This window comes from Bradyrhizobium sp. MOS001 (assembly GCF_004634465.1).
GTDB classification, from domain to species: Bacteria; Pseudomonadota; Alphaproteobacteria; order Rhizobiales; family Xanthobacteraceae; genus Bradyrhizobium; species Bradyrhizobium barranii.
Map to the genome: position 1 here is coordinate 174475 of NZ_SPVJ01000003.1, position 13974 is coordinate 188448.

13 protein-coding genes are annotated in these 13974 nt (G+C 65.1%); 10 read left to right on the forward strand and 3 right to left on the reverse strand.

The features are described 5' to 3' along the window. Window positions 1-30: 30 nt before the first annotated feature. From CT676_RS06520 to CT676_RS06555, 8 genes are all read left to right on the forward strand, one after another. Entirely contained in the window at window positions 31-1806 is a 1776-nt protein-coding gene (locus CT676_RS06520) for an acetolactate synthase 3 large subunit (protein ID WP_063981624.1), read from the forward strand. Window positions 1807-1810: 4 nt separating this feature from the next. Then, window positions 1811-2782, forward strand: coding sequence for a threonine dehydratase (locus tag CT676_RS06525; protein WP_085399725.1), 972 nt, complete (start codon window positions 1811-1813; stop codon window positions 2780-2782). A gap of 23 nt (window positions 2783-2805) precedes the next feature. Next, the gene (gene ilvN, locus CT676_RS06530) at window positions 2806-3348 is read left to right on the forward strand and encodes an acetolactate synthase small subunit (RefSeq protein WP_014493064.1); all 543 of its coding nucleotides are present in this window, start codon (window positions 2806-2808) and stop codon (window positions 3346-3348) included. Window positions 3349-3351: 3 nt separating this feature from the next. After that, window positions 3352-4047, forward strand: coding sequence for a class I SAM-dependent methyltransferase (locus CT676_RS06535; RefSeq protein WP_135214120.1), 696 nt, complete (start codon window positions 3352-3354; stop codon window positions 4045-4047). Window positions 4048-4096: 49 nt separating this feature from the next. After that, window positions 4097-4972 (forward strand): EamA family transporter, encoded by an 876-nt coding sequence (locus CT676_RS06540; protein ID WP_085399723.1) that lies wholly within the window; start codon window positions 4097-4099, stop codon window positions 4970-4972. Window positions 4973-4979: 7 nt separating this feature from the next. Continuing rightward, complete coding sequence (locus tag CT676_RS06545) at window positions 4980-5582, forward strand: LysE family translocator (protein WP_085399752.1); 603 nt, start codon at window positions 4980-4982, stop codon at window positions 5580-5582. 132 nt (window positions 5583-5714) lie between these two features. Beyond that, a complete protein-coding gene (ilvC, locus tag CT676_RS06550; protein ID WP_071910530.1) occupies window positions 5715-6734 on the forward strand; it encodes a ketol-acid reductoisomerase in 1020 nt (339 codons plus the stop codon). A gap of 472 nt (window positions 6735-7206) precedes the next feature. Then, on the forward strand, window positions 7207-8058 hold the full coding sequence (locus CT676_RS06555; protein ID WP_085399722.1) for an SDR family oxidoreductase: 852 nt from the start codon (window positions 7207-7209) through the stop codon (window positions 8056-8058). Between the two features lie 7 nt (window positions 8059-8065). Here the strand turns inward: CT676_RS06555 and CT676_RS06560 are convergent, their stop codons facing one another. Then, window positions 8066-8686, reverse strand: coding sequence for a hypothetical protein (locus CT676_RS06560; protein ID WP_135214121.1), 621 nt, complete (start codon window positions 8684-8686; stop codon window positions 8066-8068). A gap of 106 nt (window positions 8687-8792) precedes the next feature. On the opposite strand from CT676_RS06560, the gene CT676_RS06565 reads away from it, so the two are divergent. Both CT676_RS06565 and CT676_RS06570 read left to right on the forward strand, forming a co-directional pair. Continuing rightward, window positions 8793-9458: a TetR/AcrR family transcriptional regulator gene (locus CT676_RS06565; RefSeq protein ID WP_085399720.1), complete on the forward strand. Its 666-nt coding sequence runs from the start codon at window positions 8793-8795 to the stop codon at window positions 9456-9458. Window positions 9459-9761: 303 nt separating this feature from the next. Next, on the forward strand, window positions 9762-11477 hold the full coding sequence (locus CT676_RS06570) for a sulfatase-like hydrolase/transferase (protein WP_071910536.1): 1716 nt from the start codon (window positions 9762-9764) through the stop codon (window positions 11475-11477). 128 nt (window positions 11478-11605) lie between these two features. Here CT676_RS06570 and CT676_RS06575 read toward each other — a convergent pair whose 3' ends face one another. Continuing rightward, window positions 11606-13165 carry a glycine betaine ABC transporter substrate-binding protein gene (locus tag CT676_RS06575; protein ID WP_085399719.1) on the reverse strand — a complete coding sequence of 520 codons (1560 nt, stop codon included), beginning with the start codon at window positions 13163-13165 and terminating at the stop codon, window positions 11606-11608. Further along, a complete protein-coding gene (locus tag CT676_RS06580; protein ID WP_085399718.1) occupies window positions 13162-13944 on the reverse strand; it encodes an ABC transporter ATP-binding protein in 783 nt (260 codons plus the stop codon). Before CT676_RS06580 ends, CT676_RS06575 begins: the two co-directional genes overlap by 4 nt. Window positions 13945-13974: the final 30 nt, after the last annotated feature.

Sequence of the window (13974 nt, forward strand, 5' to 3'; positions counted from 1 at the left end):
CGCTGACAACAGCGCATCCGGAGCAAGACAATGAGCGACAAGAGCCACGATCCGAACCAGATGACCGGCGCCGCGATGATCGTTCGCGCGCTCATCGATCATGGCGTGACCGACATTTTCGGCTATCCCGGTGGCGCCGTGCTTCCGATCTATGACGAGATCTTCCAGCAGAGCGAGGTCCAGCACATCCTGGTCCGGCACGAGCAGGGCGCGGGCCACGCCGCCGAGGGCTATGCGCGCTCGACCGGCAAGCCGGGCGTTGCGCTGGTGACCTCCGGTCCCGGCGCCACCAACATGGTGACGCCGCTGACCGACGCGCTGATGGACTCGATTCCGCTGGTCTGCATCTCCGGCCAGGTGCCGACGCATCTGATCGGCAACGACGCGTTCCAGGAGTGCGACACGGTCGGCATCACGCGGCCCTGCACCAAGCACAATTGGCTGGTGCGCGACGTCAACGATCTCGCCAAGGTGCTGCACGAGGCCTTCTATGTCGCGACCTCCGGCCGTCCCGGCCCGGTGCTCGTCGACGTGCCCAAGGACGTGCAGTTCGCGACCGGCACCTATCATCCGCCGCGCAAGTCGGACGTGCACCGCTCGTACGCGCCGCGCGTGAAGGGCGACGCGACGCAGATCCGCAAGGCCGTGTCGCTGCTCGCCAATGCCAAGCGCCCGGTGATCTACAGCGGTGGCGGCGTGATCAATTCCGGCCCCGAGGCGACCAAGCTCCTGCGCGAGCTGGTCGAGGTCACCGGCTTCCCGATCACCTCCACGCTGATGGGCCTGGGTGCCTATCCGGCGTCGGGCAAGAACTGGCTCGGCATGCTCGGCATGCACGGCACCTATGAAGCCAACATGACCATGCATGATTGCGACGTCATGCTGTGCGTCGGCGCGCGCTTCGACGACCGCATCACCGGCCGCGTCGATGCGTTCTCGCCGGGCTCGAAGAAGATCCACATCGACATCGATCCGTCCTCGATCAACAAGAACATCCGTGTCGACGTGCCGATCATCGGCGACTGCGGCAACATCCTCGGCGACATCCTCCAGGTGTTCAAGGCGGAAGCGAAGAAGCCCGACATCAAAGCCTGGTGGCAGCAGATCGCGCAGTGGCGCGCCCGCAACTCGCTCTATTACAAGAAGAGCAACGACGTGATCCTGCCGCAGCACGCGATCCAGAGCCTGTTCGAGGCGACACGCGGCAAGGACACTTACATCACGACGGAAGTCGGCCAGCACCAGATGTGGGCGGCGCAGTTCTTCGGCTTCGAGGAGCCGCATCGCTGGATGACGTCCGGTGGTCTCGGCACCATGGGCTACGGCCTGCCGGCCGCGGTCGGCGTGCAGGTTGCCCATCCCGACAGCCTCGTCATCGACATCGCGGGCGATGCCTCGGTGCAGATGACGATGCAGGAGATGTCGACGGCGGTTCAGTACGAATTGCCGATCAAGATCTTCATCCTGAACAACCAGTACATGGGCATGGTGCGGCAATGGCAGCAGCTGCTGCACGGCAACCGGCTATCGCATTCCTATTCGGAGGCGTTGCCGGATTTCGTCAAGCTCGCCGAAGCCTATGGCGGCGTCGGCATCCAGGTGCACAAGCCCTCTGATCTCGACGGCGCCATCCAGGAGATGATCTCGGTCAAGCGTCCGGTGCTGTTCGACTGCCGCGTCGCGGCGCTCGAAAACTGCTTCCCGATGATCCCCTCCGGCAAGGCGCACAACGAGATGCTGTTGCCCGAGCAGGCCAACGACGAAGCCACGGCAAAGGCGTTCGCCGGCGGCAAGGCGCTGGTGTGACGTCATGTTCGACCTGACGGAGCTCGAGCGCGCACATGCGATCGTGGGGCAGGCGGTGCCGGCGACGCCGGCACGCGGCTGGCCGCTGCTCGCCGAGCGCCTCGGGACGCAGGTCATCGTCAAGCACGAGAACCACACGCCGATCGGCGCCTTCAAGGTGCGCGGGGGTCTCGTCTATCTCGAACGGCTGAAGCGCGAGCGGCCGAACATTCCGGGCATCATCTCGGCGACGCGCGGCAATCACGGCCAGAGCCTGGCCTTTGCCGCGAGCCGTCACGGCGTGCCGGCAGTGATTTACGTGCCGCGCGGCAACTCGGTCGAGAAGAACCGCGCGATGAAGGCGTTTGGCGCCGAGCTCGTCGAGCATGGCGAGGACTTTCAGGCGGCCGCCGAAGAGGCGCAGCGGCGCGCCCAATTTACCGGCCTGCACATGGTGCCGTCGTTCCATCCGGATCTCGTGCTCGGCGTCGCCACCTATGCGCTCGAACTGTTCCGGACGGCGCCGGATCTCGATGTTCTCTATGTGCCGATCGGGCAGGGCTCTGGCATCTCCGGCTGCATCATGGCGCGTGACCTGCTCGGCCTGAAGACCGAGATCGTCGGCGTGCAGTCGACCGAAGCGCCGTCCTACGCGCTGTCGTTCGCGGCCGGCAAGGTCGTGACGACGAAGACCAGCAACACGCTGGCCGACGGCATGGCAACGCGCATTCCCGACGCAGACGCGTTCGCGCTGATCCGCAAGGGTGCCGCGCGCATCGTGCAGATTTCCGACGACGAGGTCGCCGCCGCGATCCGCGCCTACTGGACCGACACGCACAATCTCGCCGAAGGCGCCGGCGCCGCCGCGCTCGCCGCGGCGCTTCAGGAAAAGACCAAGCTGTCAGGCAAGCGCGTCGGTCTCGTGCTGTCCGGCGGCAATATCGATTTCGATCTGTTCCGCAGTTGGGTCGGGGCAGAGGCGCCAGCGATGGCGTGACGGAGAGACAAGAGGGGACGACCATGAACCAGCCGGCATCCGCCTATTTCATCGAGGACCGCCACGATCCCAACGAGACGCATACGCTCTCGGTGCTCGTGCAGAACGAGCCGGGCGTGCTCGCGCGCGTCATCGGGCTGTTCTCCGGGCGCGGCTACAACATCGAAAGTCTCACCGTCTCGGAGACCGAGAGCCAGAAGCACCTGTCGCGCATCACCATCGTCACCACGGGCACGCCGATGGTGATCGAGCAGATCAAGCACCAGCTCGACCGCATGATCCCGGTCTATCGTGTCGTCGACATGACCCTGACCAAGCGCTCGATCGAGCGCGAGCTTGCGATGGTGAAGGTGCGCGGGCAGGGCGAGCATCGTGTCGAGGCGCTGCGGCTGGCGGATGCGTTCCGCGCCCGCGTGATCGATGCCACCACCGAGAGCTTTGTGTTCGAGATCACAGGCAATACGGACAAGATCAACCAGTTTATCGACCTGATGCGCCCGCTCGGCCTTGTCGAGGTGTCGCGCACCGGCGTTGCCGCGATTGGCCGCGGGCCTGAGGGGATGTGAGCCATGCTGGCGCGCGACTGGTACTATAACGAGCGCAACCGGATGGGAATCGAGCCCGCAGTGGCCTCGATCTACGACGCCCATGACGATGCCGATCTGCGGGCGCGCGCCGCGCTGAAAATGCTCGGGGTGCAGCGCGGCTGGCGCATCGCGGATATCGGCTGTGGCAACGGCGTGCTCGCGACCGAAGCGGCGCTGATGGGTGCCGAGGTGGACGCCATCGATATCTCGCCGGCGATGCTGGCGCTCGCCGAGATCTACGCCCGCGACCGTAAGGCGCCCGTGCGCACACAGTCCGCCGGCTTGCTCAGCTTCGCCTACCGCCCGGAATCCTACGATCTGATCGTCAGCGAGTTCACGCTGCACCATCTGCCGGATTTCTGGAAGGCGGTGGCGATGTCGCGGATCTACCGTGCATTGAAGCCGGGCGCGAGCTTCTATCTGCGCGACATCGTCTACGCCTCGATGCCCGACGCCATCGAGCGCGACGTCGAGCAATGGGCCGACTTCCATATCAAGAACCACGATTTTTCGCGCGAAAGCGTCGTCACGCACATGCGCGACGAATATTCCACCTTCGGCTGGGTGATGGAGCGGTTGCTGACCGATGTCGGCTTCACGCTGGTCTCGGTCGATTACCACGCGCCCATGCACGGTACTTATCTGCTGCGGAAACCGAAAGCCGGCGAGCAAGGCTAGAACAGAACAACAAACAGGGCTGCACGACAAAGCAGAACCGAGAACAACAATGAAGCCGGCCGATATCCTCATCGCCATTCTGGTGGCGGTCATCTGGGGGCTTGCCTTCGTGGCGAGCCGGATCGCGCTCGACGAACTTTCGCCGGAGCTGATGACGGCGATGCGCTTCACCATTGCCGCGGTGCCGTGCCTGTTCATTCCCAAGCCGAAGATCGCCTGGTCGCTGCTGATCGCGATCAGCTTTACGCTGTTCCTCGGCCAGTTCCTGAGCCAAGCCTATGGCATCGCGCACGGTGTGCCGGTGGGGCTCACCAGCGTCGTCGTGCAGAGCCAGGCGCTGTTCACCATCGGCTTTGCCGCGATCGCATTCGGCGAGCGGCCGACGCCGGTGCAGACCCTTGGCATCGTCGTCGCCGCAGTCGGCCTGCTCTTGATCTGCGGTACCGTCGGTTACGATTTCAGCGTTGGTGCCTTCGCGGTGCTGATGATCGCCCCGATTTGCTTTGCCGTCGGCAATCTCCTGCTGCGCGGCGCCCGTGGCGCGCCGATGTTCGACCTGTTCGCCTGGCTCTGCCTGACCGCCGCCGTGCCGCTGTTCGCGCTGGCGCTGGTCGTCAACGGGCCGGCGCCGACCTTCCAGTCGCTGATCCATATGTCGCCGACTGGCCTCGTCTGCCTGCTGGCGATCGGCGCCATCTCGACCAGCATCGCCTATTGGCTGTGGGGCCGGCTGCTGCGTGACTATCCCGCAGCGCAAGTGGTGCCGTTCGCGCTGCTGGTGCCGTTCGTCGGCTCGGCTGCTTCCAGCATCGTGTTTGGCGAGAAGTTCGGCCCGTTGCGGCTGGCCGGGATGCTGACGGTCATCGGCGGCATCGCGGTGATGGTGCTGGCGAGACGCCCGCAGCCGCTGCCGAAGACCGCGTGAGGTGAGCATGTCCCAGTCGCTGCTCTATGCCTTCATCATCTTCGCCCTCGTGATGTTCTTCACGCCGGGGCCGAACAACATCATGCTGCTGTCGTCGGGACTGACTTACGGGTTCCGCCGCACCATCCCGCATATCGCCGGCATCACGATCGGCTTCGCCTTCATGGTCGGCGCCGTCGGCCTCGGGCTCGGCACGGTGTTTCTGGCCTATCCGATCCTCCAGACCATCCTGAAATATGCCGGCGCCGCCTACTTGATTTACCTCGCCGCGGTGATCGCCTTCTCGGGGCCGGCCAAGCGGGGCGAGGAGGACGGCCGCGGCCCGATGACCTTCTGGGGCGCGGCGATGTTCCAGTGGATCAACGCCAAGGGCTGGGTGATTGTGATCGGCACCATCACCGCCTATGCCGCCATCGCCCAATTCCCCCTGAACATCGCGATCCAGACCCTGATCAGCCTGCTCGTCGGCACGGTCTCGACGGTGGTCTGGGCCCTGTTCGGCACTGCACTACGACCGGTACTGACCTCGGAGCGGCTGGTCCGCGCCTTCAATATCGTGATGGCGCTCCTGCTGCTCGCCTCCCTCTACCCCGTTTTCATGGATGCATGATGTCGCGGATTTCCATGCAGAAACGGGTTTCCCTAGGGGCTGAAAATGCTCTAGACAGCCCCCGAAATCCGCAAATTTCACCCTTCGGACACTGACCTTTGGCCGATTCTGGCCCTGAACGAGGAAACGACTATGCGTGTTTATTACGATCGCGACGCCGACCTGAACCTGATCAAGGGCAAGAAGGTCGCCATCGTCGGCTATGGCAGCCAGGGCCACGCCCATGCGCTCAACCTCAAGGACTCCGGCGTCAAGGACGTCGCCATTGCGCTGCGCAAGGACTCGGGCTCGGTCAAGAAGGCGGAAGCCGCCGGCTTCAAGGTGATGGAAGTCGCCGAAGCCGCCAAATGGGCCGACCTCGTCATGATGCTGACCCCGGACGAGCTCCAGGGCGACATTTATCGCGAGCACCTGCACGACAACATGAAGAAGGGCGCCGCCCTCGTGTTCGCGCACGGCCTCAACGTCCACTTCAACCTGCTCGACCCGCGCGCCGACCTCGACGTGCTCATGATCGCGCCGAAGGGCCCCGGCCACACCGTGCGTTCGGAATATCAGCGCGGCGGCGGCGTGCCCTGCCTGATCGCGATCGCCAAGGACGTCTCGGGCAACGCCCATGACCTCGGCCTCTCCTACGCCTCCGCCGTCGGCGGCGGTCGTGCCGGCATCATCGAGACCACCTTCAAGGAAGAGTGCGAGACCGACCTGTTCGGCGAGCAGGTCGTGCTCTGCGGCGGCCTGGTCGAGCTGATCAAGGCCGGCTACGAGACCCTGGTCGAAGCCGGTTACGCCCCGGAGATGGCCTATTTCGAGTGCCTGCACGAAGTGAAGCTGATCGTCGACCTGATCTATGAAGGCGGCATCGCCAACATGAACTACTCGATCTCCAACACCGCGGAGTACGGCGAGTACGTCACCGGTCCGCGCATCGTCACCGCGGAGACCAAGGCCGAGATGAAGCGCGTTCTCGCCGACATCCAGGGCGGCAAGTTCGCCCGCGACTGGATGCTTGAGAACAAGGTCAACCAGACCTCGTTCAAGGCGACCCGCGCCAAGCTCGCCGCGCATCCGATCGAGGAAGTCGGCGCGAAGCTCCGCGACATGATGCCTTGGATCAAGAAGGGCGCGCTGGTCGACAAGAGCAAGAACTGACGGCTGCGCCGTCATTCCGGGTTCGCGACCTCGTCGCGCCCCGGAATGACGAGCGAAACACAAGCTTCGCTCGCCAAACCAAATTTTAAACCTTCTCGACTACATCGGAGCGAGATCGCGAACGGCGGTCTCGCTCCTTTCATCTCGCGCGAAGCATTGCGGCTTCATTCAAATTCTTCGCGAGCTGACATGCCCTCTGAGCGCGAAGAACTGACGCTTAAACCACATTCTTGGTCTCGCGTCGTTTTCATAACTTCTCCAGAAGCTCGCGATCGCCAAAAGCCCAGCGTCTTCAAGATCGAGGATTCGGATCTTCATCTGCATCTTCAGGGCGCAATCAATCTCATGTCGCGAAGTTCGCGCGCCGCTTCATCTTAAGAATCGACACCCGCGACGTCCCTTTGAGCGTTGGTGGCATTGCGCTGACACATCCTTCTCTCCATGATCGCGGGAACTTGAGGGGGAGGGGTCTATGCGATCTGTCGTCGTCACCGGCGCGTCCACCGGCATCGGCTGGGCCATTGCGAAATTTCTGATCGGGCGCGGCTACCGCGTCTTCGGCAGCGTCCGCAAGCAGGCCGACGCCGACCGGCTCAGGGGTGAGTTCGGCGCGAACTTCACGCCGCTCCTGTTCGACGTTACCGACGAGGCCGCCGTGCTCGCCGCTGCGCGCCAGGTTCGCGAGGCGCTGGCTGGCGACACGCTGGCGGGGCTCGTCAACAATGCCGGCATTGCGGTCGCGGGGCCGGTCCTGGAATTGTCGGTCGACGATTTCCGCCGCCAGATGGACATCAACGTCATCGGCCCGGTCATCGCGACGCAAGCCTTTGGGCCGCTGCTCGGCGCGGACCCATCGCTGAAGGGGCCGAAGGGGCGGATCGTGATGATCAGCTCGGTCGCCGGCAAGAACGGCAATCCGCTGTCGGCGCCTTACTGCACCTCCAAGCACGCCATCGAAGGCCTGTCGGAGAGCCTGCGGCGTGAGCTGATGCTGTTCGGGATCGACGTCATCATCGTCGCCCCAGGCGCAGTGAAGACGCCGATCTGGAGCAAGGCCGAAGAGATCGATCTCTCCGTCTACCAGAACTCGCCCTATCTGCCGGCGCTGAACAAGGTCATGGCGTTCATGATGGACCTCGGTGCGAAGGGCCTGCCGGCCGAGCGGATCGCCGAAATCGTGTTCGAGGCGCTGACCGCCGCGAGCCCCAAGGTGCGCTACCAGATCACGCCGGATCCGTTGCGCCATCTGGTCGGCGCATTGCTGCCGAAACGGACGGTTGATCGCATCATCGCAAAGCGCCTGGGGTTCCTGCCGCAGGGCTGATCGACGTTCAGCTCGCTTCGGCCGTCCGTCGGCGGGGGTGGGCGGCCATCGCGATCAGCCGCAGCGCCATCACGGCGAACAACGGAATGAGGAAGGCGGCATGGAGCGGCATCGCCTGCACGCGCTTGCCGAACGACACCATGAACTGGAACCAGAGGTAATAGCCGCCCACGAGGTGCAGCACGCGCCAGGCCTGCGGTCCGAGCAGCGCGGCGGTGCGGTCGAACGAGGTCGCGCTCATGGCGATGATGAATGCATAGCCGATGCCGCCGAAGATGTAGGACGCGGCCGAAGTCGCCTCCACAAAGCCGGCCGGGTCCATTTTGGCGAAGGCAACGATCGCGCCTGCGTGGATGGCGTGGGAGGCCGCAAAGCTCAAGCCCAGATAGCGACGGTTGCGGCGCTGCCAGCGGGTCCAGGCGTTAGGCCACAGCCGTGCGAGCGCCGCAGCACTGAAGGCAAGGCAGAACAGCAGCAGCGAGCTTCGCGCCGTGAAACGGATCACCATCCGTACGCCCTCGACCTCGAACTGCCGCATCGACGCGATCCACAGGCTGAGCGCGATCAGGCTCAGGGTGAGCACGGCGAGCAGCCGCCAGCCCTCGAACCAGTTTTGGCGTTGTGACATGGCGGTCTCCTCCTTAATGTAAGCATCGATTACATTTCAGGCTGACGAAGTCGTCAACGGTGTAATCGATGCTTACATTCACGTTGAGGTGATGCTAGGAAGCGCCATGCCCGCCCGACAGCCGTCCAAGCCGCGCGCCCGCCGCCAAACGCCAGAAGCCCGGCCCTATCATCACGGTGACCTCCGCCGCGTGCTGATCGATGCTGCGTTGCAACTGGCGGCGGAGGGTGCCGAAGTCTCGGTGCGCGAGGCCGCACGCCGGGCCGCGGTTTCGCCGGGGGCGCCGTTCCGGCACTTCCCCAACCGCGACGCGCTGATGGCGGCGGTGGCCGGGGAGGCGCAGCGGCGCTTTCGCGCCGAGATCGAGGTGGCGCTGGACCAGGCGCCGGCCACCGACCCGCTCGGCCGCTTCCGCGCCTTCGGGCTCGCTTACCTGCGCTGGGCGATGCGCAACCCCGCGCATTTCGAGATCATCTCGACGGGGCGCTACTTCGCTCATGGCAGTTCCGCGGAGCTGACACGCGACAATGCCGAGCTGATCGCCCTGACCGAACGGATGCTGGCAGACGCGGCGGAGCAGGGTCTGCTGCGGTCGGTCGATCTCAAGCGCATCCAGATCGCCGGCCGCGCCCTGGTCTACGGCTTTGCCCGGATGAATCTTGACGGCCACTTTCCGCGCTGGGGGGTGGAGGAGGGCGAGACCGAGCGGATGGCGGAAGGGGTGATCGACCTGTTTATCGCGGGGATCGCGAAGCCGGGCCGCGGCTCCTGAACTGACTGACCCTCATGGCGAGGAGGCGCGTAGCGCCGTCTCGAACCATGCAGGCCCACTCGGGCCTCGCCCTTCGAGACGCCTGCTTCGCAGGCTCCTCGGGGTGAGGGGATGGAGTTGGCCGTGCGGCTGTTCGCCGCCTGCTAACATTAAGCGAAGGTCGGACCGCGACACGCGTTGCTTGTCCGTGACCATTCAATTACAGTTTTATGACACGGTGCAGGCTTCCGGCTGCGCCGAACGCCGCAGGCCGGCCCGACGGCTGGGTATTCATCGCGCCGGACCAGAAGTTGCGTGCCGTCGATGGCGTCCGCGCCGAATCCAGGTCCTTCTGCCACCACCGCCGTGCTGGCGAGCGTTGCCGCGCTCGGCATCTGGCGCCTGCTTGCGGTTGCCGCGCCGCATCTTGCCGCCCTCGCGCTCATGTACGAGACCGAGACCGATTTCGGTTCGCGGCTTTCGTTCGTGCTCGCTTGGGGCATCCTCAATTTCTTCTGGATCACGCTCTTGCGGCGGCCGGCACTGTCGGGTGCGCTGTCGCTGACCATGGTCGTCGTGCTGGTGCTGCTGTCGCGTCTCAAGCACGACGTCGTGCAGATGACGGTCAACTTCATCGACCTGATGATGATCGACCGCGACACCGTGGCGTTCCTGTTCACGATATTCCCGAACCTGCGCTGGTCGGTGATCGGGGCCGGCCTCGTCACGCTGCCGCTGATGTATGCGCTGTGGTGGCTCGATCCGTTTCGCATCCGCCGCCTGCCGGCGTTCGCGTCCACGCTCGCCTGTCTTGCCGCACTGGTCGGCTATTCGCTCTATCATCCGGACGAGGCCTGGCGCGGCTATTACGATGACGGCTATCTCTCGAAATTCTTCCGCTCCGGCGTCAGCGCGGTCTCCGACTTCGCGCAATACGGCTTCATGGAGTCGGCCGCCTCGACCAACGAGCGGCTCAACATGCCGCTGGTGGATGCCTGCCACCCCGCGGGCCGCCGGCCGAACATCATCATGGTCCATGATGAATCGAGCTTCGACATTCGCGCTGCCCAGGGCATCAAGGTGCCGCCGCGCTATGGCGATCATTTCAAATCCTTTGACGGCAAGCAGCGCACGTTCCTGGCCGAGAGCAATGGCGGGCCGAGCTGGTTCACCGAATACAACGTGCTCGCTGGCCTCTCCTCGCGCTCGTTCGGCCGCTTCGCCTATTTCGTGACGCGCATCGCCTCAAACCGCGTCGAGCGCGGCCTGCCGCTGGCGCTGCGCCGCTGCGGCTATGACACGCTATCGCTCTATCCCGCCTATGGCGGCTTCATGGGCGCGCGCAGCTTTCAGGTGACGACCGGCGTCGAACGCTTCCTCGACTCGAAGGATCTCGGCGCCAAGGACGTCGAGCCGGACTCCTTTTTCTACGACAAGGCGCTCCAGCTGATGGGCCAGCAGCCGCCGAACAAGCCGCTGTTCACTTTCATCTATCTCGGCGCCAATCATTTCCCCTGGGAGACGCGCTTCCGCCCCGATCTGCTGCCGAACTGGCGCGCGCCGGGCAATAATGTGGCGTCCATCGACGAATATCTGCGCCGGCAGGCGATGAGCGCCGAGCAGTACAGAGCGTTTGTCGCGGGCCTGAAGAAGAATTTTCCCGGCGAGCCCTTCCTGATCGTGCGCTACGGCGATCATCAGCCCGAGTTTGCACCGAACCTCCTCGAGCCCGGGCTCGACGAGGGCGCCCTCGGCAAGAAGCTCGACGCTTACGATCCGCGTCTCTACGCGACCTATTACGCGATCGACGCCATCAATTTCGAGCCGGTGAAGAGCGAGGCCGTGATGGACACGGTCGACGGCCCCTATCTCCCGCTGGTGATCCAGGAAGCCGCCGGCATTCCGCTCGATCCCTCCTTTGCCGAGCAGAAGCAGATCATGCTCCGCTGCAAAGGCATCTTCTACGGCTGCAAGGACGGCGCCGAGGCGCGGCGGCTCAACCGGCTGCTGATCAATGCCGGGATCATCCGGGGGCTGTAGCGCTGATCGCTACGCAGACCCAGATCGTAGGGTGGGCAAAGCGAAGCGTGCCCACCATCCCGTTGCTCGTGTTGAGAGACGGTGGGCACGGCGCTTACGCGCCTTTGCCCACCCTACGAAATCCGGGCCTACCGCTTGCCCACCTTCTCCCAAAGCCACTTCGCCACCGCATCCGGCGATGAATTCGCGTCGTTGCCGCTGGCGCGTAAATTGGCCTCGCGCATTGTGGCGATGTCGATCTTGCCGAGCAGCGGCCCGAGCGCGGCCCGTAGTCGCTCATCGCCGGCCCGCTTCGGCGCCAGCAGCAGGACCGCGTCGTAGGGCGGGATCGCGTGCCTGGGATCGTCGAGCACGACGAGATCGTACTTTGCAATCAGTCCGTCGCTGGTGTAGCCGGCGATCACGTCGACCTCGCCGCTGGCGACGGCCGCATACATGAAATCCGGCTGCATCTGGCGCTGGGCGCGGAACGAGAGGCCATAGGATTTTTGCAGCGCCGCCCATTCGGGGCGCGAGAAGAACTCGTAGTCGCCGGCGATGGACAGCGCCGGTGCATGCGCGGCGAGATCGGCGATGGTGCGGATGCCGAGCGCCTCGGCGCGCTTCTTCGGCATCACCAGCGCATAGGCGTTCTCGAAGCCGAGCTCGCCGAGCAGGGTGATATGGTCCTTTGCGAGCGCTGTCTTGAGCTCCGCCAACAACTCCGCGCGCGGCTTGATGTCCGTGCGGTGCAGCTGGTTGGCCCACAGCGTGCCGGAATAATCGACATAGAGATCAATGTCGCCGGCCTTGAGCGCCTCGAAGATCACGCTGGAGCCGAGACCCGACCGCGCGGTCGCGGGGAGACCGGCGGCCTGGAGGCGATCCCTCAGCAGGGCCGACAGCACATATTGCTCGGCGAACGTCTTGGCGCCGACGACATAGCTCTGCGACGAGCGTCCCATCGTCGGCACCAGCGTTGCGAGGACCAGCGCCGCGATCCCGATGCCGCCGAGCGCGGCAGGCAGGCGGCTGCGGTGGCGCAAGCCGCTCTCGATCAGGCCGAGCAGCTGATCGACGGCGAGCGCGAGCAGGGCCGAGGCAAAGCAGCCGAACAGCACGAACACCCAGTTCTGGGTCTGAAGCCCGGCAAAAATATAATTGCCGAGGCTGGTCTGCCCGATCGGCGTTGACAGGGTCGCGGTGCCGATCACCCACACCGCCGCGGTGCGGATGCCGGCCATCATCACCGGCAGCGCCAGCGGCAGCTCGACCATGATGAGCGACTGCCGCGCGGTCATGCCGACGCCTTTGGCGGCTTCGATCAGCGCGGGATCGATGCCGTTGAGGCCCGTGATGCCGTTGCGCAGCACCGGCAGCATCGAATAGAGCGCAAGCGCCAGCATCGCCGGCAGGAAGCCGAAAGCCGAGAAGGAGATTCCGAACCAGGCGAGTGTCACGGACGCGACCAGCAGCAGCAGCGGATAGAACAGCGCGAGCAGCGCCAAGCCGGGCACCGTCTGCACGATGCTTGCGAGCGCGAGCAGGATAGCGCGCGGCGCCGGGCGGTTGCGGGTCAGGATCGCCAGCGGCAGGCTGACGGCAAGGCCAAGCGCGAGCGCGGCGAGGCTGACCCGAACATGGTTGCCGAGATAGTCGGGCAGATGCGACAGCGCCTCGCCCCAGCGCGGATCGGCGAACAGGCTCATGCCGCACCGCTTTGTGGCAGCAGCGCGTTCAGCCGCTCGACCTGGCGCCGCGGCGTGCGCAGCAGCTCCAGCACATAGGCGTCGCCGCTCGTCGAGAGCTCCGCGGGCGTGCCCTGCGCCAGCAGCTCTCCGCTGCGCATCACCGCGATGCGGTCGGCGAGCAGGATCGCCTCCGTCATGTCGTGGGTGATCATGACCGTGGTCAGGCCGAGCTTGCGGTGCAGTTCGCGAAAATCCTCGCCGAGCGCATCGCGGGTGAGGGGATCGAGCGCGCCGAACGGCTCGTCCATCAGCACGATGCGGGGCCGTGCCGCGAGCGCCCGCGCCACCCCGACGCGCTGGCGCTGGCCGCCGGAGAGCGCCTCGGGCAGGCGATCGCGATGCGCGCGACGGTCGAGTTGCACGAGCTCGAGCAGCTCGTCGACCCGCGCGGTGATGTCCGCTGCCGGTGCGCCCAGCAGCCTTGGCGTGATCCCGATATTGTCGGCGACGCTCAGGTGCGGAAACAGCCCGCCGCTCTGGAAGACGTAGCCGATCCGGCGCCGCAGCGCGACCGGATCGACGGCTTGCACATCCTCGCCCTCGACCGTGATCGTGCCGGCATCGGCCTCGATCAGCCGGTTGGCGAGCCGCAGCAGCGTGGTCTTGCCGGAGCCGGAGCCGCCGACGATGGCCAGAAATTCGCCCTCGGCGATGTCGAGCGACACATCGTCGACGGCCGTGAGTGAGCCGAAGTTCTTGCTGACGCGGGAATAGCCAATCATCGGCCTGGAAGGCATTGGGCGGGGCTCACTCTCTTACCCTCCCCT